General features: G+C 58.9%; 25 protein-coding genes. 12 read left to right on the top strand and 13 right to left on the bottom strand.

Translation table 11 applies throughout. The features are described 5' to 3' along the window. Positions 1 to 78: 78 nt before the first annotated feature. Together ACVVH8_RS19365 and ACVVH8_RS19360 are read right to left on the bottom strand one after the other, a co-directional pair. Complete coding sequence (locus tag ACVVH8_RS19365; protein ID WP_475225685.1) at positions 79 to 705, bottom strand: retron system putative HNH endonuclease; 627 nt, start codon at positions 703 to 705, stop codon at positions 79 to 81. Continuing rightward, positions 698 to 2,065, bottom strand: a complete 1,368-nt coding sequence (locus ACVVH8_RS19360; protein WP_475225682.1) for an AAA family ATPase — start codon at positions 2,063 to 2,065, stop codon at positions 698 to 700. The genes ACVVH8_RS19365 and ACVVH8_RS19360 overlap by 8 nt, the downstream gene beginning before the upstream one ends. Before the next feature lie 524 nt (positions 2,066 to 2,589). Here ACVVH8_RS19360 and ACVVH8_RS19355 point away from each other — a divergent pair. Both ACVVH8_RS19355 and ACVVH8_RS19350 read left to right on the top strand, forming a co-directional pair. Continuing rightward, entirely contained in the window at positions 2,590 to 2,883 is a 294-nt protein-coding gene (locus ACVVH8_RS19355; protein WP_475225680.1) for a DUF6124 family protein, read from the top strand. Between the two features lie 15 nt (positions 2,884 to 2,898). After that, a complete protein-coding gene (locus ACVVH8_RS19350; RefSeq protein WP_103306637.1) occupies positions 2,899 to 3,165 on the top strand; it encodes a hypothetical protein in 267 nt (88 codons plus the stop codon). Between the two features lie 72 nt (positions 3,166 to 3,237). Here the strand turns inward: ACVVH8_RS19350 and ampC are convergent, their stop codons facing one another. Then, positions 3,238 to 4,404, bottom strand: a complete 1,167-nt coding sequence (ampC, locus tag ACVVH8_RS19345) for a class C beta-lactamase (protein ID WP_475225678.1) — start codon at positions 4,402 to 4,404, stop codon at positions 3,238 to 3,240. A 160-nt stretch (positions 4,405 to 4,564) separates the two neighbouring features. On the opposite strand from ampC, the gene ACVVH8_RS19340 reads away from it, so the two are divergent. Beyond that, positions 4,565 to 5,443 (top strand): LysR family transcriptional regulator, encoded by an 879-nt coding sequence (locus ACVVH8_RS19340; protein WP_103306635.1) that lies wholly within the window; start codon positions 4,565 to 4,567, stop codon positions 5,441 to 5,443. 119 nt (positions 5,444 to 5,562) lie between these two features. On the opposite strand, the gene gudD is transcribed toward ACVVH8_RS19340, so the two are convergent. Next, positions 5,563 to 6,906, bottom strand: coding sequence for a glucarate dehydratase (gudD, locus tag ACVVH8_RS19335; protein ID WP_475225676.1), 1,344 nt, complete (start codon positions 6,904 to 6,906; stop codon positions 5,563 to 5,565). Positions 6,907 to 6,931: 25 nt separating this feature from the next. Next, positions 6,932 to 8,278 carry an MFS transporter gene (locus tag ACVVH8_RS19330; RefSeq protein ID WP_475225673.1) on the bottom strand — a complete coding sequence of 449 codons (1,347 nt, stop codon included), beginning with the start codon at positions 8,276 to 8,278 and terminating at the stop codon, positions 6,932 to 6,934. 356 nt (positions 8,279 to 8,634) lie between these two features. On the opposite strand from ACVVH8_RS19330, the gene ACVVH8_RS19325 reads away from it, so the two are divergent. Together ACVVH8_RS19325 and ACVVH8_RS19320 are read left to right on the top strand one after the other, a co-directional pair. Beyond that, a complete protein-coding gene (locus tag ACVVH8_RS19325; protein WP_475225671.1) occupies positions 8,635 to 9,348 on the top strand; it encodes a FadR/GntR family transcriptional regulator in 714 nt (237 codons plus the stop codon). A 92-nt stretch (positions 9,349 to 9,440) separates the two neighbouring features. Beyond that, positions 9,441 to 9,671: a hypothetical protein gene (locus ACVVH8_RS19320; RefSeq protein ID WP_475225669.1), complete on the top strand. Its 231-nt coding sequence runs from the start codon at positions 9,441 to 9,443 to the stop codon at positions 9,669 to 9,671. 198 nt (positions 9,672 to 9,869) lie between these two features. Here ACVVH8_RS19320 and ACVVH8_RS19315 read toward each other — a convergent pair whose 3' ends face one another. Further along, a complete protein-coding gene (locus ACVVH8_RS19315; protein WP_475225666.1) occupies positions 9,870 to 10,766 on the bottom strand; it encodes a DMT family transporter in 897 nt (298 codons plus the stop codon). A gap of 100 nt (positions 10,767 to 10,866) precedes the next feature. Here ACVVH8_RS19315 and ACVVH8_RS19310 point away from each other — a divergent pair, with 100 nt between their 5' ends. Beyond that, on the top strand, positions 10,867 to 11,733 hold the full coding sequence (locus ACVVH8_RS19310) for a LysR family transcriptional regulator (protein WP_212809593.1): 867 nt from the start codon (positions 10,867 to 10,869) through the stop codon (positions 11,731 to 11,733). Positions 11,734 to 11,911: 178 nt separating this feature from the next. Here the strand turns inward: ACVVH8_RS19310 and trhP are convergent, their stop codons facing one another. Then, entirely contained in the window at positions 11,912 to 13,249 is a 1,338-nt protein-coding gene (trhP, locus tag ACVVH8_RS19305) for a prephenate-dependent tRNA uridine(34) hydroxylase TrhP (RefSeq protein WP_475225664.1), read from the bottom strand. A 191-nt stretch (positions 13,250 to 13,440) separates the two neighbouring features. Here trhP and ACVVH8_RS19300 point away from each other — a divergent pair, with 191 nt between their 5' ends. Next, positions 13,441 to 14,127 carry a cysteine hydrolase family protein gene (locus ACVVH8_RS19300; protein WP_475225661.1) on the top strand — a complete coding sequence of 229 codons (687 nt, stop codon included), beginning with the start codon at positions 13,441 to 13,443 and terminating at the stop codon, positions 14,125 to 14,127. Positions 14,128 to 14,238: 111 nt separating this feature from the next. Then, positions 14,239 to 15,300, top strand: a complete 1,062-nt coding sequence (locus ACVVH8_RS19295; protein WP_103306626.1) for an AI-2E family transporter — start codon at positions 14,239 to 14,241, stop codon at positions 15,298 to 15,300. Here the strand turns inward: ACVVH8_RS19295 and ACVVH8_RS19290 are convergent. The 3 genes from ACVVH8_RS19290 to ACVVH8_RS19280 all read right to left on the bottom strand — a co-directional run bounded on the left by ACVVH8_RS19290 (position 15,297) and on the right by ACVVH8_RS19280 (position 16,366). Continuing rightward, a complete protein-coding gene (locus ACVVH8_RS19290; RefSeq protein ID WP_475225658.1) occupies positions 15,297 to 15,479 on the bottom strand; it encodes a hypothetical protein in 183 nt (60 codons plus the stop codon). The two genes, ACVVH8_RS19295 and ACVVH8_RS19290, sit on opposite strands and share 4 nt — an antisense overlap. A gap of 102 nt (positions 15,480 to 15,581) precedes the next feature. Next, entirely contained in the window at positions 15,582 to 15,776 is a 195-nt protein-coding gene (locus tag ACVVH8_RS19285) for a hypothetical protein (protein WP_103306624.1), read from the bottom strand. A 230-nt stretch (positions 15,777 to 16,006) separates the two neighbouring features. Further along, positions 16,007 to 16,366 (bottom strand): hypothetical protein, encoded by a 360-nt coding sequence (locus ACVVH8_RS19280; RefSeq protein WP_212809588.1) that lies wholly within the window; start codon positions 16,364 to 16,366, stop codon positions 16,007 to 16,009. Between the two features lie 256 nt (positions 16,367 to 16,622). Here ACVVH8_RS19280 and ACVVH8_RS19275 point away from each other — a divergent pair, with 256 nt between their 5' ends. Beyond that, complete coding sequence (locus ACVVH8_RS19275) at positions 16,623 to 17,441, top strand: shikimate 5-dehydrogenase (RefSeq protein ID WP_212809586.1); 819 nt, start codon at positions 16,623 to 16,625, stop codon at positions 17,439 to 17,441. 275 nt (positions 17,442 to 17,716) lie between these two features. After that, the gene (locus ACVVH8_RS19270; protein ID WP_475225656.1) at positions 17,717 to 18,235 is read left to right on the top strand and encodes a cupin domain-containing protein; all 519 of its coding nucleotides are present in this window, start codon (positions 17,717 to 17,719) and stop codon (positions 18,233 to 18,235) included. A 117-nt stretch (positions 18,236 to 18,352) separates the two neighbouring features. Here ACVVH8_RS19270 and ACVVH8_RS19265 read toward each other — a convergent pair whose 3' ends face one another. After that, entirely contained in the window at positions 18,353 to 18,997 is a 645-nt protein-coding gene (locus tag ACVVH8_RS19265; RefSeq protein WP_103306619.1) for a YceH family protein, read from the bottom strand. A 125-nt stretch (positions 18,998 to 19,122) separates the two neighbouring features. Here ACVVH8_RS19265 and ACVVH8_RS19260 point away from each other — a divergent pair, with 125 nt between their 5' ends. Further along, the gene (locus ACVVH8_RS19260) at positions 19,123 to 19,632 is read left to right on the top strand and encodes a DUF1993 domain-containing protein (RefSeq protein WP_123529389.1); all 510 of its coding nucleotides are present in this window, start codon (positions 19,123 to 19,125) and stop codon (positions 19,630 to 19,632) included. 254 nt (positions 19,633 to 19,886) lie between these two features. Here the strand turns inward: ACVVH8_RS19260 and sstT are convergent, their stop codons facing one another. Then, positions 19,887 to 21,119: a serine/threonine transporter SstT gene (sstT, locus tag ACVVH8_RS19255; protein ID WP_103305221.1), complete on the bottom strand. Its 1,233-nt coding sequence runs from the start codon at positions 21,117 to 21,119 to the stop codon at positions 19,887 to 19,889. Between the two features lie 338 nt (positions 21,120 to 21,457). Between sstT and ACVVH8_RS19250 the strand changes: the two genes are divergently transcribed. After that, a complete protein-coding gene (locus ACVVH8_RS19250; protein ID WP_103305222.1) occupies positions 21,458 to 22,621 on the top strand; it encodes an MFS transporter in 1,164 nt (387 codons plus the stop codon). Here ACVVH8_RS19250 and nhaR read toward each other — a convergent pair. Beyond that, positions 22,616 to 23,515: a transcriptional activator NhaR gene (gene nhaR / locus ACVVH8_RS19245; protein WP_475225653.1), complete on the bottom strand. Its 900-nt coding sequence runs from the start codon at positions 23,513 to 23,515 to the stop codon at positions 22,616 to 22,618. The two genes, ACVVH8_RS19250 and nhaR, sit on opposite strands and share 6 nt — an antisense overlap. Positions 23,516 to 23,615: the final 100 nt, after the last annotated feature.

Raw genomic sequence — 23,615 nt, 5'->3', positions numbered from 1 at the left:
AGCTCCTACGCAGATCTAATGTAGGAGCTGCCGCAGGCTGCGATCTTTTGATCTTCAAGTTTTGTCGCTAACTGTGCATCAAGGCAGAATCTGGCGGATTACATTGACCAGCACGGGTGAAAAGGGCTGGAGCTGGCCGTCCTCAGGTTTCTCCAACTCTTCCAGGAGCAAGCTCAGAAGGTCTTCCTCTTCCAGGATCAACTCGTTGGGTTGCAGTCCTTTGGAGTAAATAAGGTCATCGACCATTCGCTTTCGTTTTTCGATCAGTCCCCGATTACTTTCTTCGGTATCACCCAGATTCAGCGTCTTGATTGATTCCGTGGCACGGTCGGTTTTGCCGACCACTCGCCCGGACAAATAAAACTTGAGCTCGGTTTCGCACTCAGTCATGAGCGGTGTCACTTTGAGCGGCTGAGTCTTTCGACCATGCCCACAGTGATGACGGTTGTCGCAACTGGCAACGATATTGCTGAAATCCAGAGTGCGCGCAGGGAATCGATCCTGGGCTGCGACGTGTTCGTTGTGTGCGGCGCCAACGGAGATGGACTGGCAGCAATAAGCACAGAGCCCGAACTGTTCGGTGATACAAGCCGTGCGAACGGATTGACGTTCTTCGGCAGGTAGATCGCGGTAAGTAGCGGTGTTGTTTCTGACCTTCCATTGGCTCAGCGATGCTGGCTCAGTTCCTTTGAGAATCTTACGCACTGCGCAACTCCAGTTTGCGGATCAGCAAAGCGGCTTTCGCCAGCTCGATATGTCCCTCGGGGAGATCCTTGGAAAGCTCGGCGAAAAGCTTATTGGCTTTTTTCAGCTCACCGTCCTGCAAACATTCCATCAATCGATTGAGGCGTTTCTGCACGTCGCTGTTACGGATGTCGGTGTCCATGACTTCCAGCAAAACCTGATTGGCATCCAGTCCATACAGGCCGTTGTGTTCGTGGATTTCGCCGTCATTGAGTACGTAAACCAGCACATCCTTGGCGTCGCTGATCACTAGCGGTGAATGGGTGGTCAGGACAAACTGGCAGTTCGGGAAGGTTTCGCTCAACTGCCGAATGAGGCTGCGCTGCCATCTCGGGTGCAGGTGCAAATCGACCTCGTCGATCAGCACAATGCCGTCACCGTGCAGCGGGTTGTCCAGCGACTGGTTCATCATCGCCAAACGTCGCGCGATGTCGCCGACCAGCGCCATCATCGACTTTTCACCTTGGGAGAGTTGGGCGACGTTGAGGGTGACGCCGTCCTTGTCGATGGCCATGTGCAGGCGCGGTTTGCGTTGCACACGCAGGTTGGTGAAACCGGGCATGAACGCGGCGATGGCCGAGCGCACGGCGGTCAACTGGCGGTCGCGGGAGGAGGCTTTCAGGTTGGCGAGGGTTTTCCAGACGTCGCTGTCGGTGCCGAATTTTTCGGAGATTTCGGCCAGTGCGATGTCGGAAATGCCGGTCTCGTTCTCGCTGTCTTCGCGCTCGCGGAACCATTCGAAGAAACGGCGGAAGTCGACGCCTCGGTTGAGCGAGTTGTCGTAACCGTCGAGTTGGTCGAAAGTGTGTTTGGTGCGGATTTTTAGCGGGATTTCGAGGACGGAGCGTTCGACCGGGTAGTAGGCAATCAGGGGGAGGGAGGCTTTGTTACTGGCGGTAAGTTGGGTACGGTAGTGGTCTGCGAGCAGTGTTACCTCGCCTAAAGAGCTATGGTAAGAAGCCTTGCGTCCTTGTTTGGCACGAGCAATACCCCATACAAACACTTCGCTTTCTGAGTCGCCGTCCGCAGCAAGTACCCTTGGATGGGTAACGTCCGCTACACCAATAGTTATTACGCCCCCGGGGGCACCGTTTCGAATGTCCTCATCAATGAGGTGGTTACCATTGCCTTTTTCAGTGCGAATTCTTGCGATGAGCCAGCTCAGCGAGGTGGCAAGTGATCGTAAAAGGGTGGTTTTTCCGGCGCCATTGTTGCCTACCAGAACCGTAATTTTCGAGTGATGTTTTAGGGTAGGGGCAAATGCCGCGCTCAAATCGGAAAATGGTCCGACATCGGTGAGCTTGAATCCTTTAATTTCCATTACAACGCCCTTTGCCGCTCAGTCGGTTTGTATGCTTTGGCGCGCATTATGTCACTCGTGGCCACGGATTGATTCGATGCAGTGTAGATACAACAAATTCAGTCGCTCCTCAAAATTCGTTGCAGCATATTCCTACAGAAATGTCTGAGGCAAAGGCCTGCGTCTACAGCGGATATTTCCTGCAAGTCGCGGCGGCGTTGGTGAACTGGTGCGTTGTGGGGCAGGGGAATACCCTTCTTTGGCCGCTGAAAAAAACAGTGGTCGGATGTGGAAGTCCGGTGATTTCCCGAGAGCGCATATGCGCCCGTAAACACATGTCGGCGATTTATATGCCAACATTGTGGCTTATGGCAGCTATGCGCAGGAGCACTCTCGAGTGCACCGGGTTCCTCGGGTTGTCCCGGACTTCCACACCTGCGCAAAGCTGCCACCCTCTCGTGGAAGTGAGTTCGGCAGTTTTTTCGTTAAATGTCCCGAGGGTTTAATTTATGAAAAAACACACACCCAATCCTCCTGAATCTCCCATGACTTCAGGATCCTTCGACTCCCGCAACAATCGCCTCCGCGCCCCCAATCACCCCGATCCTGTCAGCTACGTCTTCACCCTCCGCCCCGATATCGACACCCCCACGCTACTCACCCACGCTTGCGAAACCCTCGCCTCACTCAATGTTCTGACCACCGACATGGCCTGCAAGCTGGACTATTCCCAGCGCAGCCTCGCCTTGGCGATTCAGCAGTTGGCCGTGATCGGCGAGTTGCTGGTCAACCGCGCACTGGACAATCTCGACCCACAGCGCTTCGCAACTCAACATTGAACACGGAGGTTCAACATGGCGCGCTACATCCCTATCACCGGTATCGACTGCAAGATTCCATGTTTGCTGATCGACAGCGAAGCCCCCATCGACGTGTTGCACGGCACCGCTGCGTATCGCTTGCGCTGCGTGACGCAGTTGATGGAAACCCTGTCGCTGGAAGAGGGCAAGGGACACGATGCGCTGCTGTTGCAGGATTTCGCCCGGGTGTTGGCGATTCCGTTGCGTGACAGTTGTGACTTGATGGATGTCATCGGGTGGCGGTTGCAGGCGCAGCTTTAAGCGCTGAAACAAAATGGGCGACCTCAAGAGGTCGCCCATTTTTTTTGTGAGTAGAGAACCCTGTGGTGAGGGTCAGTCCTTCAGAGCGCTGAAGATTTCATGCGCAATCTTCACCCGTTCCGCATTCGGGTAATTCTTGTTGGCCAGGATCACGATGCCCAGATCCTTCGACGGCACAAACGCCACGTACGCGCCAAAACCTCCGGTCGCGCCGGTTTTGTTGTACAGCACATTGGCCGGTTCAGGCTGTGGCGGATTCAGCCAATTGGCCTTGTGCGCGTCCGTCACCATCTTTGTCGAGTTGCCGGCCTGCAGTTTGCTCAGGCTGATCGGGTAGGCATAGCGCTCCCAGCCCAGGCCTTGGGTCATGTCGCCCACGCTGTAGTAACCGGTGTGGGTCGCGGCGACGGCGTTTTGCAGCGGCTGTTGCAGGCTCGCGGGTTTCAGGTTGGCTTCGACGTAACGGAGCATGTCCGCCGCGCTGGTTTTGATGCCGTAGGCTTCGGAATCCAATGCTCCCGGACTCACGCGAACCGGTTGATCCTGCTTGTCATATCCCTTGGCATACAGGTGCTCTTCGGACGCGGGCACTTGAATGTAGGTGTGCTTGAGGCCCAGTTTCGGCAGCAGGGTTTCGCTCATGGCCTGATCAAATGGCTGGCCAAGGCTCTTCGCCGTCAGGTAACCGAACAAACCCAGGCTCGGATTGGAATACTGACGATGACTGCCGGGCGGATAAGCCGGTTTCCATTGTTGGTAATAGCCGAGCATCTTGTCCGCCGAATCCGCCTCTGCGGGGAATTGCAGCGGCAAACCGCCGGCGCTGTAGGTGCCCAGTTGCAGCACGCTGATGTTGTCGAAGGCACTGTCTTTGAGTTCCGGCCAGAGTTGGCTGGCCTTGGTCGACAGGTCCAGTTTGCCCGTCGCCTGGGCGTATCCGGCGAGCGTTGCGGTGAAGGTTTTGCTCACCGAGCCAATTTCAAACAGGGTGTTTTCGCTGACTTTCTGCCCGGTGTCCTTGGCGGCGACGCCGTAGTTAAAGTAATGCGCCTTACCGTTGACGGTCAGGGCGATGGCCAGGCCAGGAATGTTCTGTTGTTGCATCACGGGCGTGACAGCAGCGTTGACCACTGCTTGCAGTTGTTCGTCGGTTTGCGGTGCGGCAACGCAGGCAGCGGCGCCGAAGAACAGGCCGAAAGCGCTGCGGGAAATGACTTTGCTTGGGTTGATGAATGACATGAGTAAACCACTCTCCATGAGTGTTGATGGCGTTATCCCGCTAGACTGCGGGCAATTGAAACGTCAGGTGGCTGATCAGCGCCGACAATTTAGGCAGTCTGGCATTCATCGACAAACGATGAAAACTCGGATGAGCCATTAGAAAAATTGAGGGCTGGGCATGATTCGACCGCAATTGCCGCTCAACGCACTGCGCGCTTTCGAGGCGTCGGCGCGTCATTTGAGCTTCACCCGTGCTGCCGTGGAGCTGTGCGTGACCCAGGCCGCCGTCAGCCATCAGGTCAAAAGCCTTGAAGCGCAGCTCAGCGTAACCCTGTTCAAACGCTTGCCCCGCGGGCTGATGCTGACCAGTGAAGGCGAAACCTTGCTGCCGGTGTTGAGCACTTCGTTTGACCACATCGCGCAGATTCTTGAGCGCCTTGCCGGGGGACAGTACCGCGAGATGTTGACTGTTGGCGCGGTCGGCACGTTCGCCGTGGGTTGGCTGTTGCCGAGGCTGGCGGACTTTCGATTGAAACATCCGCTCATAGATTTGCGGCTGTCGACTAATAACAACCGGGTGGATGTTGCCGCTGAAGGGCTGGATTACGCGATCCGCTTCGGCGCTGGCGCCTGGCATGGTATCGAAGCGACGCGGTTGCTCGACGCGCCGTTGTCGGTGTTGTGCGTGCCGGAAATCGCCCGGCAATTACATACGCCCGGGGACCTATTGCAGCAGACCTTGCTGCGTTCCTATCGCACCGATGAATGGCCGGAGTGGTTTCAGGCGGCGGGTTTGGCGACCCAGGCGGCGCCGCCGCAGAGCATCGTCTTCGACTCGTCACTGGCAATGATGGAAGCGGCGTTGCAGGGCGGCGGGGTGGCATTGGCGCCGCCGCTGATGTTCGCCCGGCAATTGGCGGCCGATGCGATTTGCCAGCCGTTTGCCATCGAGATCACCACTGGCAGTTATTGGCTGACACGGTTGCAGTCGCGGCCGGAGAGCGCGGCGATGCTCGCGTTCAAAAACTGGCTGCTACAAATCTCAGGGCAGCCCTGAACCCTGTGGGAGCGGGCTTGCCCGCGATGGCGTCAGGTCTGTCGACATTTATTCGGCTGATCCACCGCCATCGCTGGCAAGCCAGCTCCCACAGGGACGGTGGAGTTAGCATTGCAGCGTCAGCGCACCAGACACGGCCGCTTGTTATCGAACTTCCACCCGGGAATCAAAAACTGCATCGCCACGCTGTCATCCCGCGCGCCCAGGCCCATGCCTTTATACAGTTCGTGGGCCTTGGCCAACTGATCCATGTCCAGTTCTACGCCCAGCCCCGGTTTTTGCGGCACTTGCACGCAACCGTCGACGATTTGCAGCGGTGCTTTGGTCAGGCGCTGGCCGTCTTGCCAGATCCAGTGGGTGTCGATGGCGGTGATGTCGCCCGGTGCTGCGGCAGCTACATGAGTGAACATTGCCAGGGAAATATCGAAATGATTATTGGAATGCGAGCCCCAGGTCAGGCCCCACTCATGGCACATCTGCGCCACGCGCACCGACCCCTGCATGGTCCAGAAGTGCGGGTCGGCCAACGGGATGTCGACAGACTGCAACTGGATCGCGTGACCGATCTCGCGCCAGTCGGTGGCGATCATGTTGGTGGCGGTTTTCAGCCCGGTGGCGCGGCGGAATTCGGCCATCACTTCGCGGCCGGAATAACCGTTTTCCGCACCGCACGGGTCTTCTGCGTAAGCCAGCACATGATGCTGATCACGGCACAGACGAATCGCTTCTTTCAGTGACCATGCGCCGTTCGGATCGAGGGTGATTCGCGCCTCCGGGAAGCGCTCGGCCAGTGCCGTCACCGCTTCGATTTCGGCATCGCCACTGAGGACGCCGCCCTTGAGCTTGAAGTCCTTGAATCCGTACTTCGCATGCGCGGCTTCAGCCAGACGTACCACGGCTTCGGCGGTCATGGCCTTCTCGTGACGCAGGCGAAACCAGTCATTATCCGCATCCGGTTCGCTGCGATAGGCGAGGTCGGTTTCGCGCTGATCGCCGACATAAAACAGGTAGCCGAGCATCTTCACTTGATCACGCTGCTGACCTTCGCCGAGCAGCGCCGCGACCGGTACGTCGAGGTGCTGGCCGAGCAGGTCGAGCAGGGCGGCTTCGAGGCCGGTGACCGCGTGGATGGTGATGCGCAGGTCGAAGGTTTGCAGACCACGGCCGCCGGCGTCGCGGTCGGCGAAGGTCTGACGCACTTGGTTGAGGATCTTTTGATACGTGCCGATCGGGCTGCCGATCACCAGGCTGCGTGCGTCTTCCAGGGTCTGGCGAATGCGTTCGCCTCCGGGCACCTCGCCGACGCCGGTGTGGCCGGCGTTGTCCTTGAGAATGACAATGTTGCGGGTGAAGAAAGGTCCGTGGGCGCCGCTGAGGTTGAGCAGCATGCCGTCGTGACCGGCCACCGGGACGACTTGCATGGCGGTAATGATCGGGGCTTTGGCGGTGTCGTGTGCGTTCATTGTTTTTTTTCCTGGAAACGGAAAGTCAGGCGTGTTTCGGCGCGGCGTCGGCCACGGCGATGGCCGGTGCGGGTTTCGCTGTAGTCCGTGCGAAGAACACGATGATTGCAGCGATGATCGAGGTCGCGGCCAGGCCATAGAGCCCACCCTGAATCGAGCCGGTGTGTTGTTCGAGCAGGCCGAACGTGGTCGGCGCAACGAAGCCGCCGAGGTTGCCCACCGAGTTGATCAAGGCGATGACTGCGGCGGCGATGCGCGCATCCAGATACGCCTGGGGAATCGGCCAGAACAGCGACGAGGCGGATTTGAAACCCAGCGCCGCAAAGCAGATCGCGACGAAGGCGAAGATCGGCCCGCCGGTGGTGGACATGAACATCCCCGCCGCAGCGATCAACAGGGCGGTGGCGACCCATGCCTGCTGGTGTTTCCACTTGGCCGAGAACGTGGCGAAGGCATACATGCCGACAATCGACAGCAGCCACGGGATCGAATTGAACAAGCCGACCTGGAAGTCGCTCATCTCGCCCATCTTCTTGATGATGCTCGGCAGCCAGAAGGTCGCGGCGTAGATCGTCAGTTGAATGAAGAAGTAGATCAGGCAGAACAGAATGATCTGGCGGTCCTTGAGCAGTTTGCCCATCGATGGCCGGATCGGTGTGGCGGCCTCGCGGGCCTTCTGTTCGTCGTCGATGGCCGTGACCAGCGCATCCTGTTCGGCGCGGGTCAGCCATTTCGCGTCGTGGGGTTTGGCGTCGAGCCAGAACCAGACGAACACGCACAGGCACACCGAAAACATCCCCTCAATGAAATACATCCATTGCCAGCCGTGCAGGCCCAGACCTTCGATTTGCAGGAGCAGCCCGGACAGCGGGCCCGAGATCAGCGACGCCACGGCCGAACCACTGAGGAAGATCGCAATGGCTTTGCCGCGTTCCACGCCTGGCAGCCAACGGGTGAAGTAATAAATCACCCCGGGAAAGAACCCGGCTTCGGCCACGCCGAGCAGAAAGCGCAGAACGTAGAAGTGGGTTTCGTTCTGAATGAACGCCATGCCGGCGGCGATCAGTCCCCAGGTGAGCATGATGCGAGTCAGCCAGATGCGCGCGCCGACTTTCTGCAAAAGCATGTTGGAGGGCACTTCGAACAGCGCGTAACCGATGAAGAACAGGCCGGCGCCGAAGCCGTAAGCGGCGGCGCCGATGCCCAGGTCGTGTTCCATGTGGGTGCGGACGAAGCCGATGTTCACCCGGTCAATGTAATTGACGATGAACATGATCACGAAGAGCGGCAGGACGTGGCGTTTCACTTTCGAGATGGCGGACGCCAGCGTTGAATCAACGCCCTCGTTCATCCCGGAGACGGAGGTTTTCACTTGGTTTTCTCCCACTGATTATTTTTATGCGGGGTAGGTCTGTGTGTTGCGATGTTGATAGACATCATACAACCTGATTTTTTTGTCCTACAAGTGGGGAGGACCGATTAATTTCCTCTGATGGGAATTGTTTTTATGCTATTTCAGGTTTTATTCCCGGTTTTATTGGTCAGAATAGCGAGGTGATGTAGTTGCTTATCGCTTGGTTCTCGCTGTTTTGAATTGGAGGGCGTACTGAGGAAATCGATAAGCATTGAGTGTTGTCATACAAGTTCAATGACGTTCCGAGCTAGAATCAAGCTTGTCAGCCACCCGCTCAGTGCTACGATCCGCAAGCCCCCTCAGCGGAACCGACCATGCAAGAAGACCTCGACGCTCCCGCCCGAAAACGCGTGCACAACCTCGCGCATGATCTGGTGGAAAAACTCACTCAAAGCATCCTGCTCGGGCAGATGTCGCCCGGCGACAAGCTGCCGTCGGAAAACGCCATCGTTCAGGAGCACGGAGTCAGCCGCACGGTGGTGCGCGAGGCGATTTCCAAATTGCAGGCTTCGGGGTTGGTCGAGACGCGCCACGGCATCGGCACGTTCGTCATTGAGCGTGCACCGGAGCAGGGGCTACGTCTGAATGTGGATACGGCGCTGGGGGTGCGCAGCATTCTCGAATTGCGCATGGGCCTGGAAACGCAGGCCGCTGCACTGGCTGCACAGCGACGCAGCGAACAGCAATTGCTGCAGATGCGTCAGGCGCTCGACGACTATCAACGGCTGCTGGCCAACAACGACAGTTGCGTCGAGGCGGACCGGCGCTTTCATCTGCTGATCGCTGAGGCCACCGGCAACGTCTGCTTCAGCGAGATCATGCAGCAACTGGGCAGCGCGATGATTCCCCGTGCACGGGTCAATGCCGCCGAACGGGGCGCGGCGGATTTGAGCAAACTGGGGCAATTGGCGAACCTTGAGCACGAGGCGATTCTGAATGCGATCAAGCGCCAGGATCCGGATGCGGCGCGTGCCGCCATGTGGCTGCACCTGAGCAACAGCCGTGACCGCTTCATTGCACAAGGCTGATCGCCGTTGGTCCGTTCGATAGCACGGCTCACACAGGCGGGATTCCAACCTGTACGGCCCGGGTTTTCCGGACCTCCCTGGTGAGGTGCGTCATGGCTAACGATTTGCTGTTTCAGGGTGGGGTTCTCCCCACCGACCCGACCCGCCCGATGCCCGGTACCGATGAACCGACCCTGGCCGATCACGATTCACCGATGGGAATGCCCCCAGGGCGAGATCCGTTGAGTGATGCTGACCGGCCGGACGACTGGAAGGATCCGGCGGCGGATGACGATGTGCCGCCGGCAGATGAACCGACGCCGTTGTCGGATGATATGCGCTGATCAGCATCTGGCTTGCCTGATGTGTTGGCTATGGCGGCCCCATCGCTGGCAAGCCAGCTCCCACACTTATGCGGGAGTACTCGGCAGTTATATACACTCCTGAACTCTCTGGGTGTACATGACTGCCATGTATACCTTTGAACCCTGTGGGAGCTGGCTTGCCAGCGATGGCGGCATCAGCCTCGGCACAGTCCTGGATCAAACTCCAGCCGTCCGCCCCAGCGAAATCCGTTGTTCCAGATTCAACGCCAGCACACTGATCAGCACCACCGCGGAGCCGACCAGCACCAGCATGCTCGGCCGCTCGCCCAATCCCATCGAAGCAATAGCCATCGCCGTCGGCGGTATTAGATACAGCGTCATCGTCGCCCGACTCAAATCCACGTGCCTGAGCACAAAACCCCACGCCAGATAAGCCAGTGCACTGGGAAAAATCCCCAGCGCCAACACCGCCCATTGCACTCGCAACGGGGCTTTCATCACGGTCTCGCTCAATCCCGGTAAATAAACCATCAGCAACAACGTCCCTGACCACACCGCGTAGCACACCAGGCTCAAGCCGTCATAACGGCGGGCATGATGCTTTTGCAGGGCGAAATAAATGCTCCACGACAGCGCCGCCAGCAGGATCAACAAGCCATGCGCGTCCATTTCGCCGAGGCCGCTATCGCCACTGACCACAATCACCACGCCGACAAGCCCGAGCAACACACAACTCCAACGCCAGGCGCTGATCTGATCCTTGAACACGAACCGCGCGAGCAACGTGCTGAACAACGGACTCGATTGCGCCAGCACACTCGACGCCCCGGCACTGACACTTTGCTGGCCGATGTTCAGCGCGACGTGATGCAGGCTGACCGCAAAAAAGCCCAAGGCGAACAGCAGCGGCACATCGTTCAGGCGCGGCAAGCGAATGCCTTTGAATGCGGCGATGACCGCCATGAACACGGATGCCAGCAGAAACCTCATCAGCGCCAGATGCCCGGGATCGTAGGCTTGCAGGCCGACGTGAATGCCGGTCGGCGAATAGGCCCAGCAGCCGACGACGAAAGCCATGGCCAGAACAATTTTCACGGAAGAGGGAGGCTGCATGATTGAGGCACCGAGGGGTTGATGCGCCGAGTATCCGGGCGGCCGATCATTCGCCACAACTGACTTATACTGCGCTGAATGTTCACTCAGAGTGATGGGTATGGAGCTGGCACAAATCCGTATGTTCAAGACCGTGGCCGAGGTTGGCAGCATTGCGCGAGCGGCAGAAAAGCTGTTTTGTGTACCGTCGAACATCACCGCGCGAATCAAGGCGCTGGAGGCCGAGTTGGGTGTGGCGCTGTTTTTGCGTGAGGGCCGTGGGCTGCGGATCAGTCCGGCGGGGCAGACGTTTCTCGCCTATGCCGAAAAGATTCTCGCACTGACGGCAGAAGCCAAACGCGCCGTCGATCCATCGGCCGAACCCTCGGGGCCGCTGCGCATCGGCGCGATCGAGTCGTCAGCCACTGGGCGCTTGCCACGGCTGCTGGCGAAGTTTCACAAGCGTTATCCGCAGGTGGCGCTGGAACTCACCACCGGCACTTGGGGGCAGTTGCTCGACGACACGGTCAGTCATCGTCTCGACGGGGCGATTGTCGCGGTGGACGTCGAACGCTCGCAGCTCAAACGCACGCCGATGTATCGCGAAGAGTTGCTGCTGATCGCCTCTACCTCGTTTGGGCCGGTGCGCGATATCAATGATCTGCAAGACAAAACCGTGTTCATGTGGCCGCAAGGTTGTCCGTATCGGGCGGCGCTGGAGCATTGGTTGTTGCGTCAGGGGCAGGCGCTGCCGATAGTCAGCCTGGCCAGTTACGGTGCGATTGTCGGCTGCGTGAGTGCGGGGGCTGGCGTGGCGCTGGTGCCCAAAGGCGTATTCGAGCAATACGCCAAAGGCGCGGGGTGCGTGGGCTTTGAGTTTCCTGAACTGACCGCCATCGAAAACCTGTTTTATTGGCATGAAAACGCCGGGGTACACCCGGCGCGCGAGGCGTTTGTGGCGATGTTGCGTGAAGAGTTTGTGGCGTAAGAAAAGCTGCCTTCATCGGAAGGCCGCCCGTGCCGCCCGAGGTGTCTGACGCTGTACATCGACCTGAGTAAGCGAGTCGATTATGGATTCACCGCTGCGCGTCCAGGTCGGCGTACCTCTGCAATATCCCCCAATCAATCCCCTCTCCCTCGGGGAGAGGGTTAGGGTGAGGGGCTTTTCAGGCATCACGCAAATCGCGCATCAACAACCCGAACCGCAAATCCACCGCATCCGGAATCGGCACATACACCGTATGCCCATCCCCCTGCGCCACCTCGATCGCTGCACCCTTGAGGTTGTGCAGTTCATGCAGATCAAAGTGAAAGTTACCCATGGGCGTCATCAATTCCAGATGATCGCCCAAGGCAAAACGGTTCTTCACCTTGACCTCGGCCAGACGATCACGCCGCTCGCCGGTCAGCTCGCCAACAAATTGCTGGCGCTCCGACACGGAGCTGCCGTGCTGATAATTCTGGTACTCGTCATGCACATGACGGCGCAGGAAACCTTCGGTGTAACCGCGCTGGGCCAGCGATTCCAGATCAAGCATCAAACTTCGATCAAACTCGCGCCCGGCCACTGCATCATCGATGGCCCGCCGATAGACCTGAGTGGTGCGCGCGCAATAGAAGTGCGATTTGGTCCGGCCCTCGATCTTCAATGAGTGCACGCCCATGCGTGTCAGGCGTTCGACGTGCTGCACTGCGCGCAGGTCCTTGGCGTTCATGATGTAGGTGCCGTGCTCGTCTTCGAAGGCCGGCATCAGTTCGTCGGGGCGGTTGGCTTCCTGCAACAGGAACACCTGGTCGGTTGGCGCGCCGAGGCCCAGGGTCGGTTCGGGCTGGAAGGTCTGGACGATCTCGCCGAGCTGGTTTTCCGTGGCCTCCTGGGCCGAGTATTTCCAGCGGCAGGCGTTGGTGCAGGTGCCCTGATTGGCATCGCGCTTGTTCATGTATCCCGACAGCAGGCAGCGCCCGGAATAGGCCATGCACAGCGCGCCGTGGACAAACACTTCCAGCTCCATGCCCGGCACCTGTTCGCGGATTTCGCCTATTTCCTCCAGCGACAATTCCCGCGACAGGATGATCCGGCTCAGACCCTGTAACTGCCAGAACTCGACGCTGGCCCAGTTCACCGTGTTGGCCTGCACCGAGAGGTGAATCGGCATCTGCGGGAAATGCCGGCGCACCAGCATGATCAGCCCCGGGTCAGACATGATCAGCGCATCCGGCGCCATCTCGATGACCGGTGCCAAGTCCTTGAGAAAGGTCTTCAGTTTGGCGTTGTGCGGGGCGATGTTGACCACCACATAGAAACGCTTGCCCTGCCTCTGCGCCTCGCGAATGCCCAGTGCCAGATTGGCGTGATCGAACTCATTGTTGCGCACTCGCAGGCTGTAACGGGGCTGGCCGGCGTAGACCGCATCGGCGCCGTAGGCGAAGGCATAACGCATGTTTTTCAGGGTGCCGGCGGGGGCGAGCAGTTCCGGGGCGGCGAGGGCAGGCGTGGGGTTCATGGCGGCGTCGATCGCAAAAGCGCGGCAGGGTAATGCGCTTGCAGATCGGCTTTGTTGATCTGGATCTATGTTTCAGCGAGTGGCGGGAATCTGTGCAAAAACAGCACAGATCATGTGCCGGTTGCGCTGTGTTCGATGGGGCGATGCGCGCTAACCTTTGCCCACCCACTCGATAGCAAAAGGAAAGTCCCATGCAACGTTTTACCCGTCGTTTTCTTGCCGCTTGTGCATTTTCCGGTGTGTTGGCCAGCACCGCCGCTGTGGCGGACAGCCAGCCGACCATCCGGGCAATGTCCGGCGCCACGCCGACCGATCATTTGCCAGCGGGTAAATCCGCACTGTTGGTGATCGATTTCCAGAACGAATACTTCACCGGCAAGATGCCAATCCCCGACGGTGCCGCCGCACTGGCGAAAACCCGCGAGCTGATTGCCTTCGCCGATCGCCACAAGATCCCGGTCTACCACGTTCAGCATGTCGCCCCGGCCGGTTCGGCGGTGTTTGCGATCGATGGCGAAACGGTGAAGTTTCATAAGGACATGCAGCCACGCGCCAACGATGTTGTGCTGCAAAAGACCACGGTCAGCGTGTTCGGCAGCACCGATCTCAACGAGGGCCTGAAGAAATCCGGAATTGAAACCGTAATCATCGCCGGCCTGATGACCCACGCCTGCGTCGCCGGTGCCGCGCGTGATGCCGCGCCGCTGGGTTACAACGTGATCGTCGCGTCCGATGCCTCGGCGACCCGCGCAATCACTCGTGCCAATGGTGCTTCCATCGACAAGGATTCACTGCACAACGCAGCGCTGACGGAAGTCGAAGACACCTTCGGTGACGTGCTGAGCACCGCGCAGATCATCAAACTGCCGGTTCGCTAATCAGCCTGCGCTGATCCGCAACTATGCTCCATGAATAAAGATGGCACTCGTGCACGCTCCGGCTGACTAACAACCGGGGCGTGCATGACGCCTGACTGACATGGACCGGACATGAACGTAAAAAGTCTTCAATTCAAATCCCTGACCGTGCTGCTGGTGCTGGTCACGGTGGCCTTCATCTGGATTCTGCTGCCGTTTTACGGTGCGGTGTTCTGGGCGGTAATCCTCGGCATTCTGTTTGCGCCGATGCAACGCCGCTTGCAGATGAAATTCGGCTGGCAACGCAACCTGACCTCGCTGTGTACGTTAAGCATCTGCCTGGTGATTGCGATTTTGCCGGTGATCATTCTCAGTGTGCTGCTGGTGCAGGAAGGCGCGACGCTCTACAGCAATATTGAAAGCGGCAAACTTGATATCGCAGCGTATCTGGCGCAGTTCAAACACAGCCTGCCGCATTACTTCCAGAATCTGCTCGACCGCTTCGGCATGGGCGAACTCAACGGCGTGCGCGAGAAAATCGTCAAAGCAGCGATGCAGGGCAGCCAGGTGCTGGCGAGTCAGGCGTTCAGTTTTGGCCAGGGCACGTTCGAGTTTGTGGTGAGCTTTTTCATCATGCTGTATCTGCTGTTTTTCTTTCTGCGCGATGGCGCGGAGTTGGTGCGCAAGATACGCATCGCGGTGCCGTTGGAAGAGCATCACAAACGTCGCCTGCAACTGAAGTTCAACCGGGTGGTGCGGGCGACGGTCAAGGGCAACCTGGTCGTGGCGATCACGCAAGGCGCACTGGGTGGGGCGATTTTCTGGTTTCTCGATATCCCCAGCGCATTGCTCTGGGCGGTGTTGATGGCGTTTCTATCGCTGTTGCCAGCGGTGGGGGCGGGGATTGTCTGGGCGCCGGTGGCGGTGTACTTCCTGCTCAGCGGGATGATCTGGCAGGGCGTGGTGCTGGGCTTGTTCGGGGTGTTCGTGATCGGTTTGGTGGACAACGTGCTGCGCCCGATTCTGGTGGGCAAGGACACGCGCATGCCTGATTACCTGATTCTGATCTCGACCTTGGGCGGGCTGGCGGTGTTCGGCTTGAACGGCTTTGTCATCGGGCCGTTGATTGCCGCGCTGTTCATGTCGAGCTGGGCCTTGTTCATCGAGACAAAACCCAAAGTCCAGCTGCCTTAGGCGTGAAACGCTCTGCCGACGATCTTTTGCGACAGCGCCTGAGCGGCCGGCAAGGAAGTCAACGGGCCGCTGATCGCCTCGCCGTCACGCACTACGTACCAACAGGCGAGCAATCCCAGCTCCCTGAGTGGTGCGGGAACGGCGCTACCGATCACTGACATGATTTGAACCTGAGCCATGACGCGTACCTCCATCAAACGATGGGGCTACCTTAGGGGCTCGCCGTTCTCAGGGACAATCAACGCTTTCGATAGTGGTCATTGATAACAGTGAGGGCTGTTTCAATCGACAACCTGGTCAAGCATGTGCACCACTTCGTGCTCATTGAGCAGGCCCTTGTGCACCAGATTTTCCGCCAGCAGCGAAAGTAACTTGGCGCAGCGGTGACCTTCCAGGTGCTTGAGCTCGGTCAAAACGTTGTACACCTTGCTTGAGGTGCACAAGCCGACGATGCGGTGCGGATTTTGTGTAGGCATGGAGTCGTCCTTGTTGTTATCAACCTGTTGTTTACGGACGGATTCAGAGTGCGGTTCCGTCATGACAAAAAAATGACCGTTTCAAGCGAAAGATGCGAACGGTCGACTCAATCATGCCGACTTTAACGGTTGAAACTGTCCTCACAGCGACCTTTGCGAGATTTTTTCAGACGTTGGCCGACCGACGGTCACAAAAAAGCCCCGCTATAAAAGCGGGGCTTTGTTTTCGATTACCAGCGTGGGCCGCCGTAGTAGCCGTGCGGATGGCCGTAGTAACCACGCGGAGGGCCGTAGTAAACCGGGGCCGGTTGCACATACACCGGTTGTTGCACATAAACCGGGGCTGGCTGGTAGTAGACCGGTGGAGGCGGTTGCTGCACGTAGACCGGTTGTGGCTGAACGTAAACCGGCTGTTGCTGCACGTACACCGGCCGGTCCTGGTTGATCAGCGCCGAGCCGATGATGGCCGAGCCGACGATCGCACCAAACACCGCAGGGCCTTGCCAGCCATGGCCACCACCGGCTTCTGCCTGGCCTGTGACCGCGAGTGCGCCAATCAGTAAGGCCATAATGGGGAGTTTACGAATCATGATAAATCCTCGGTTCTTCGACCCGGCGTCCGGGCCTGCACCAGGCCCACAGTTGTCGCGGGGATACTTCTAAGACAGCAACATTTTGAAAAACAGCACGGTCACTGAGTAAATTTTGTGTAAGGTCTGTACCGGCTTCTTTACCGGGCCATGCCATGGCCGCTCAGCACCGTGCAGACAGGCCGCTATGATCGTTCAGAACCCGATGGGCTGGCTAATCCCGTCCATCCGAAAGTGCGTTTGAAGGAGAAGTTTCATGCAGATGAATCCGAACAAAGACACCCAGCTGTGCATGTCCCTGTCGGGGCGCCCGGGGAATTTTGGTCTGCGTTTTCATAACCATTTGTATGAGCAGTTGGGCCTGAATTTCTACTACAAGGCCTTCAGCAGCCAGGATCTGACCGGTGCGGTCGGCGGGATTCGGGCGTTGGGCATTCGTGGCTGCGGCGTGTCGATGCCGTTCAAGGAAGCCTGCATCGCGCTGGTCGATGAGCTGGATGCCTCGGCGGCGGCGATCCAGTCGATCAACACCATCGTCAACACAAAGGGCCATCTCAAGGCCTACAACACCGATTACATCGCCGTCGCGCAGTTGCTGGAAACCCATGCGGTGCCCAAGACATCGACTTTCGCTCTGCGCGGCAGCGGCGGCATGGCCAAAGCGGTGGCCAGTGCCTTGCGCGATGGTGGCTATAAAAACGGTTTGATCATCGCCCGCAACGAGCGCGCCGGGCGTGCGCTGGCGGACTCGCTGGGCTATCGCTGGCAGGCTGAACTGGGCGATGAACGTGTGCAGATGCTGATCAACGTTACCCCGGTTGGTATGGATGGCGGCCCGGAAGCGGGGCAGTTGGCGTTTGAGCCTGAGGTGATCGCGGCCGCAGAGACGGTGTTCGATGTGGTGGCGATTCCGTCGGAAACACCGCTGATCGTGCGTGGCCGGGCCGAAGGCAAGCGGGTGATTACCGGACTTGAGGTGATTGCGATCCAGGCGCTGGAGCAGTTTGTGTTGTACACCGGGGTGCGGCCGACCGAGGAGCAGTTTCAGGCAGCGGTGAATTTCGCACGTAGCTGATGCTGCAGATTCTGTGGTGAACGAGCGGGCCCCATCGCTGGCAAGCCAGCTCCCACAATGCCGGGGACTGTTCACATACTTGTATTCCACCCCGATACCTGTGAGAGCTGGCAAGCCAGCTCCACAATGCCGGGGACTGTTCACATATTTGTATTCCAGCCCGATACCTGTGGGAGCTGGCTTGCCAGCGATGAAGTCACCGCGGTTTATCGGTTGCCTACACTGAATCTCCCAGCAAGCACAGACTTGCCCACACGCAAAAAACCGAGGTCAGCATGCATCCGCCCATCCTCAACCTGCATCAGGTCGAACTCGAACCGCTTCCCGCAGCCCTGGCGCCAGAAGGCGAAACCGCCGGGCGCTACCAGCAGCGCATGGCCCGAATCGGTCAGCAACTCGGTGCGCAGAAGCTCGGTTATCGTTTGTATGCGTTGCCGCCGGGCATGCGCGGCAGCCCGTTTCACAGTCATCGGGTCAATGAAGAGATGTTTTACGTGGTGGCCGGGGAGGGCGAGGTGCGCCTCGGCGCCGAGCGCTTCCCGATCCGCGCCGGAGACGTGATCGCTTGCCCGGCGGGTGGCCCGGAAAAGGCGCATCAGATCATCAATACCAGCCAGGCTGAATTACGTTATCTGGCACTCAGCACCCAGCAGCAACCGGACATCTGTGAATACCCGGATTCGAACAAGTACGCAGTGATGGACAACTTCAGTGTCGATGCCGAGGGCAACGCCTCAGGCTTTGTCGCCGTGGCACGGCAGGCGGATGGCGTTGATTACTGGGATGGGGAATAAAACGTAGAACCCCTGTAGGAGTGAGCCTGCTCGCGATGGCGTCGTGCCAGTCACATCATCTTTGGATGACACTCCGCTATCGCGAGCAGGCTCACTCCTGCCTTGGATTTGTGGTGGTTATTCGAGGCGCGCCAGGCGTTCTTCCAGCGCTGCAATCCGCGCTTCCAGCTCTTCGATGCGCTCGACCGAAACACCGCCGCTCGCACGTTCCCCCGGATTCTGCCGAGCCGCCAGAATCGCCTCGATATCCGCCGGATCACCCAGCGCATGGGTATAGCGATCCTCGCGCTGCCCCGCCTGACGCGGAATCAACACCGCCAGCCCGCGCGCAATCAAGCGCTCCAGCTGATGCACCACCTGCTCGGCATCTTCAAAATCATGCATGCGTCCGCTGCGGGTGAGCAATTCGTTGATGGTTTGCGGGCCGCGCAGAAACATCAAACCACTCAGAATCACCTGCGCCGGCACCAGTTCCAGCGCCTTGTCGACCTTGTGCTCCCAGCGGTCGGCGCGGCTGCCCATGACCAGTTTGGCGAAACCACGCCCTTCGAGGGCGCGCAGGCTCTGGCCGACCTGGCCTTGGGTGAGGTTCATCACCGGTTCGCGGCTGGTTTTCTGATTGCAGGCCGTTACCAGCGCGTTGAGGGTCAGCGGATAGGTTTCCGGGCTGGTCGCCTGTTTCTCGATCAGCGAACCCAGAATACGGATTTCCGTGGCGTTGAGCCGTGGCTCGTCAAAGGTGGATTCTTGTTCGGTGGTCATCGCGCGTTCCCTTTGCAGTCGAAGGCGCTTAGCCTAATCCTTGCCAAACAAAAGGCAAGCCGTGTGGTCATCAAGCATGGCTATAATCGCCCCCACGATCCACCCAGCCACTACACGAGACTGCCATGACCATTTCCCTGTACGCCGCATCCGTCCCGGTTTTTCAACAAATGCTCAACGCCCTGAGCGATGTGCTGAAAAAGGCTGAAGCCCACGCCACCGAGAAAAACATCGACCCGAACGCCTTCCTGCAAGCACGCCTGTACCCGGACATGTTCCCGCTGGTGCGTCAGGTACAGATCGCGGTCGACTTCGCCAAGGGCGTTTCCTCGCGTCTGGCTGAAGTCGAAGTGCCGAAGTACGACGACACTGAAACCACTTTCGCCGAGCTGCAAGCGCTGATTGCCAAGGTTCTCGCCTACATCGGCGAGATCAAGCCTGAGCAGATCAATGGCAAGGAAGGTATCGAAATCGTCACCCGTCCGGGCACGCCGAAAGAGAAGCGCTTCAGCGGCCAGGCTTACCTGCTGACCTACGGTCTGCCGCAGTTCTTCTTCCACGTCACCACCACCTACGCGCTGCTGCGCCATAACGGTGTTGAAGTGGGCAAGCGTGATTACATGGGCGCGTTCTAAATCGCCAAGAGCCCCTAATCGGAACGCCGCCCGCCTAACCCTCTCCCGGAGGGAGAGGGGACTGATCGCTGTGTTCTTGCGTCCTGCATCGACCTGATCCATCGAGTCGAACTCAGAATCTGAACAGCCCCCGATCAGCTCCCTTTCCCCCTCGCCCCCTTGGGGGAGAGGGTTGGGGTGAGGGGGTAAAGATCTCAGCCACAAAAAAGCCCGCCCAGGTTCACACCTCGGCGGGCTTTTCATTGCAGCGATTATTACGCGGCGCGTTGGGCCTTCTCTTCCTCACCCAGACAGGCTGCTGCGGTAAACAAAACATCAGTCGACGAATTCAACGCCGTCTCCGCCGAATCCTGCAACACCCCAATAATGAAACCAACCGCGACCACCTGCATGGCGATCTCGCTCGGAATACCGAACAGGCTGCACGCCAGCGGGATCAGCAGCAGCGAACCCCCGGCTACGCCCGACGCACCGCACGCGCAGATCGCCGCTACGACGCTGAGCAGGATTGCGGTCGGGATATCCACGGCAATGCCCAACGTGTGCACGGCCGCCAGGGTCAGCACAGTGATAGTAATCGCCGCACCGGCCATGTTGATGGTCGCGCCCAGCGGGATCGACACCGAATACGTATCTTCATGCAGGCCCAGACGCTTGCTCAATTCCAGGTTGACCGGAATGTTCGCCGCCGAACTGCGGGTGAAGAACGCGGTGATGCCGCTTTCGCGCAGGCACTGGAGGGTCAGCGGGTAGGGGTTGCGACGCAGTTTCCAGAACACGATCATCGGATTCATCACCAGCGCCACGAACAGCATGCAGCCGAGCAGCACGGCCAGCAGATGCGCGTAACCGATCAGCGCGCCGAAGCCCGAGGTGGCGAGGGTCGAGGCGACCAGGCCGAAAATGCCCAGCGGCGCGAAGCGAATCACCACGCGTACAATCAGGGTCACGCCATTGGACAGGTCACCCAGCACTTCGCGGGTGGTGTCACCGGCATGCCGGATCGCGACCCCCATGCCGATCGCCCACGCCAGAATGCCGATGAAGTTGGCGTTCATCAGCGCGGTCACCGGGTTGTCGACCACGCTCAGCAGCAGGCTTTGCAGCACTTCGGCGATGCCGCCCGGTGCGGTCACGGCAATATTGTCGGTCGACAGCACCAAGTGCGACGGAAACGCCATGCTGGCAACCACCGCGACTACCGCCGCAGCGAACGTGCCCAGCAGATACAGAAACAGAATCGGCCGAATATGGGTTTCCTGGCCGTGTTTGTGATTGGCAATCGAGGCCATCACCAGCACAAACACCAGAATCGGTGCCACGGCTTTCAGCGCCGAGACAAATACCTTGCCGATAAATGCAGTGCTTTTCGCCGCATCCGGGGCGAACATCGCCAGGGCGATACCGGCAATCAGACCGATCAGGATCTGCGTGACCAGGCTCAGGTTCTTGAGGCGGTGCAATAGAGAAGGGGAAGAAGCGGTCATAACGGCATCTCTGATTTTTTATAGGGTGCAAGGCTGCGCGAAAACGGTGGCAATATCAGGGGCAGGCCACCGTCACGAGCCGAAAGGTCTGACGCGACATCAGCGCTTTTAAACACGACGCTGAATAGGCTGTTCGTTTTTCAGGGCGCGGACTTTATCACAGCGTAGGCTTTATCCTTCAGGCCTGTGACGATCTGCCACCCGACTGACCTTCAAGATCGGCAGGTTTGTGCAAGTCAGTCTCGAAACACTCTGTTAAGATTCTCCATCCTCATTTTCAAGTTCTGCCAGCGGGCCTTACGGTCAACGCTGGTGTCGTCGTTTTGCTGGAGTTCCCCATGTTGTTGCCCATCCTTCTGTTGTCTGCCGCCGGCTTCACGGTGCTGACCACGGAGTTCGTCATCGTCGGCCTGCTGCCGTCGATTGCCCGCGACCTTGAAGTCACGATCCCGCAGGCCGGTCTGCTGGTGACTCTATTCGCTTTTACCGTGGCGATGTTCGGCCCATTCTTGACTGCGTATTTCGCCCGCTTCGAACGACGCAAACTGTTTATCACCATCCTGATCATGTTCGGCCTGGCCAATACCGTGGCCGCGCTGGCGCCGAACATTTGGGTGATGGCGATTGCCCGCTTGATCCCGGCACTGGGGCTGCCGGTGTTCTGGGCGCTTGCCAGTGAAACGGCGGTGGACATCGTCGGCCCGGACTATGCCGGTCGCGCCATCGCCAAGATCGGCTTCGGCATTGTCTGCGCCACGGTGTTCGGCATTCCGGTCGGCACGCTGATTTCCGACGCATTCGGCTGGCGCAGTGCTTTCGGCATTCTCGCGGTTATCGCGTTTGCCAAGGCGCTGTTGTTGTTTGTCTACCTGCCAAAAACCGATCTGCACCAGCACCAGGTCAGCTTCCGCTCACAGTTCAAGATCCTGCGCAGCCCGTTGATGATCGGCCACATCCTGCTGTCGATTCTGGTGTTCAGCGGCATGTTTACCGCTTACACCTATCTGGCCGACATTCTTGAACGCCTGGCCGGATTCAACGGCACGGTGGTCGGCTGGTGCCTGATGGGCTTCGGCGCGGTCGGGCTAATCGGCAACTCCTTGGGCGGGCGTGCCGTGGACCGCCATCCGCTGGGGGCGTCGGTGTTGTTCTGTGCGTTCATGATTGCCGGCATGGTGTCGCTGGTGCCGAACATTCATTCGCCGTTGGGCCTGGCCGTGGCGATGGGCATCTGGGGCGTGACCCAGGCGGCGCTGTTCCTGGTCAGCCATGTGCGTCTGATGAAAGCCGCGCCAGAAGCGCCAGCCTTTGCCGCCTCGTTGAATATCGCCGGGGCCAATCTGGGGATTGGCCTGGGCGCCATGGTCGGTGGCCGGGTCATCGACAGCGCAGGTCTAGGCTTCCTTGGCTTTGCTGCCGCCGGGTTCATTCTGCTGTCAGTATTCCTCGCCATGGTCTTGATGACACTCAAGCCGCGCGAAATGTGCGCAGAGGCCTCATAACGCGGTAAACAGCTCGCGTCGGGCACCTTCGGTAATCGCAACGATGCCGGGGTGCTTGACCTTGCGCTCCACCGAAATGGCGTAAAACGACTCGGTCACGGCATCGGTCTGGCCAATCAGCTCGACGCCGTACTGGCGCTTCACCTCCTCGGCAATCACGCTCGGGCCGATGAAAATCCCGCTGCCGGATTGGCCGAATGCCTGCATCAAGGCACTGTCATCGAACTCCCCAACGATTTGCGGCTGAATCTGCTGTTCGGCAAACCAGCGCTGCAAACGGCTGCGCACCACGGTTTCCGCCCCGGGAATCAACAGTGGCGCGCCGTGCAGGCTGCGCGGAAAGTCCTGCCCGTAACGCTCGGCGAGTTCGGCGGTGGCGAAGAAACTGATCCCGCACTCGCCGAGCTTCTGGCTGTAGCCCTTGATGTCGAGGTGCGACGGCATCGGACTGTCGGAGATCACCAGATCGAGACGTTGAATCGCCAGATCCGCCAGCAAGCGTTCGAGTTTGTCCTCGCGACAGGTGATGCGCAGCGGCTCGTTCAGCTCCATGGTCGGCGCGATCAGGCGATAAACGATGGATTTTGGCACCACATCGGCAACGCCGACGCGGAACAGGATCTGCTGTTCGTTGGGCTGGGCGCGCAGCATCAACTCCAGTTCGCCGCCCAACTGAAACATCTGCTCGGCGTAGGGCAGGGCCTGGCGCCCGGCTTCGGTGAGTTCGAGCTGCCGGCCCACCCGTTTAAACAAATCGATGCCGTAAGTTTGTTCGAGCAGGGAGATCTGTCCGCTGATGGTCTGCGGTGTCAGGTTCAGTTGCTCGCAGGCACGCACGATGCTGCCAGTCTTGGCCACCACCCAGAAGTAATGCAGTTGTCGGTAATTGAGCATCGGCGCGTCCCTGGTGTTCGGATTCGTAAAAACCGAAGTATAGCCGCTGAAAATACGAATTTTACTGAAGTGTTTGTCTCCCTAGAATGCCCAGCCATCG

This window comes from Pseudomonas trutticola BRTCR10 (genome assembly GCF_056155105.1).
Note: the sequence above shows the minus strand (reverse complement) of the source record. Positions and strands in the feature narration are given on the sequence as shown.

Bases quoted from the DNA above. Each gene is read 5' to 3' on its own strand.
- ACVVH8_RS19250 (WP_103305222.1), top strand. From the start codon at position 21,458: ATGTTGTTGCCCATCCTTCTGTTGTCTGCCGCCGGCTTCACGGTGCTG.
- ACVVH8_RS19270 (WP_475225656.1), top strand. From the start codon at position 17,717: ATGCATCCGCCCATCCTCAACCTGCATCAGGTCGAACTCGAACCGCTT.
- gudD (WP_475225676.1), bottom strand. From the start codon at position 6,906: ATGAACGCACACGACACCGCCAAAGCCCCGATCATTACCGCCATGCAA.
- ACVVH8_RS19275 (WP_212809586.1), top strand. From the start codon at position 16,623: ATGCAGATGAATCCGAACAAAGACACCCAGCTGTGCATGTCCCTGTCG.
- ACVVH8_RS19360 (WP_475225682.1), bottom strand. From the start codon at position 2,065: ATGGAAATTAAAGGATTCAAGCTCACCGATGTCGGACCATTTTCCGAT.
- ACVVH8_RS19310 (WP_212809593.1), top strand. From the start codon at position 10,867: ATGGAGCTGGCACAAATCCGTATGTTCAAGACCGTGGCCGAGGTTGGC.
- ACVVH8_RS19355 (WP_475225680.1), top strand. From the start codon at position 2,590: ATGACTTCAGGATCCTTCGACTCCCGCAACAATCGCCTCCGCGCCCCC.
- ACVVH8_RS19320 (WP_475225669.1), top strand. From the start codon at position 9,441: ATGGCTAACGATTTGCTGTTTCAGGGTGGGGTTCTCCCCACCGACCCG.
- ACVVH8_RS19340 (WP_103306635.1), top strand. From the start codon at position 4,565: ATGATTCGACCGCAATTGCCGCTCAACGCACTGCGCGCTTTCGAGGCG.
- ACVVH8_RS19260 (WP_123529389.1), top strand. From the start codon at position 19,123: ATGACCATTTCCCTGTACGCCGCATCCGTCCCGGTTTTTCAACAAATG.
- ACVVH8_RS19280 (WP_212809588.1), bottom strand. From the start codon at position 16,366: ATGATTCGTAAACTCCCCATTATGGCCTTACTGATTGGCGCACTCGCG.
- ACVVH8_RS19300 (WP_475225661.1), top strand. From the start codon at position 13,441: ATGCAACGTTTTACCCGTCGTTTTCTTGCCGCTTGTGCATTTTCCGGT.
- trhP (WP_475225664.1), bottom strand. From the start codon at position 13,249: ATGAACCCCACGCCTGCCCTCGCCGCCCCGGAACTGCTCGCCCCCGCC.
- ACVVH8_RS19290 (WP_475225658.1), bottom strand. From the start codon at position 15,479: ATGGCTCAGGTTCAAATCATGTCAGTGATCGGTAGCGCCGTTCCCGCA.
- ACVVH8_RS19350 (WP_103306637.1), top strand. From the start codon at position 2,899: ATGGCGCGCTACATCCCTATCACCGGTATCGACTGCAAGATTCCATGT.
- ACVVH8_RS19285 (WP_103306624.1), bottom strand. From the start codon at position 15,776: ATGCCTACACAAAATCCGCACCGCATCGTCGGCTTGTGCACCTCAAGC.
- ACVVH8_RS19315 (WP_475225666.1), bottom strand. From the start codon at position 10,766: ATGCAGCCTCCCTCTTCCGTGAAAATTGTTCTGGCCATGGCTTTCGTC.
- nhaR (WP_475225653.1), bottom strand. From the start codon at position 23,515: ATGCTCAATTACCGACAACTGCATTACTTCTGGGTGGTGGCCAAGACT.
- ampC (WP_475225678.1), bottom strand. From the start codon at position 4,404: ATGTCATTCATCAACCCAAGCAAAGTCATTTCCCGCAGCGCTTTCGGC.
- ACVVH8_RS19325 (WP_475225671.1), top strand. From the start codon at position 8,635: ATGCAAGAAGACCTCGACGCTCCCGCCCGAAAACGCGTGCACAACCTC.
- ACVVH8_RS19265 (WP_103306619.1), bottom strand. From the start codon at position 18,997: ATGACCACCGAACAAGAATCCACCTTTGACGAGCCACGGCTCAACGCC.
- ACVVH8_RS19295 (WP_103306626.1), top strand. From the start codon at position 14,239: ATGAACGTAAAAAGTCTTCAATTCAAATCCCTGACCGTGCTGCTGGTG.
- sstT (WP_103305221.1), bottom strand. From the start codon at position 21,119: ATGACCGCTTCTTCCCCTTCTCTATTGCACCGCCTCAAGAACCTGAGC.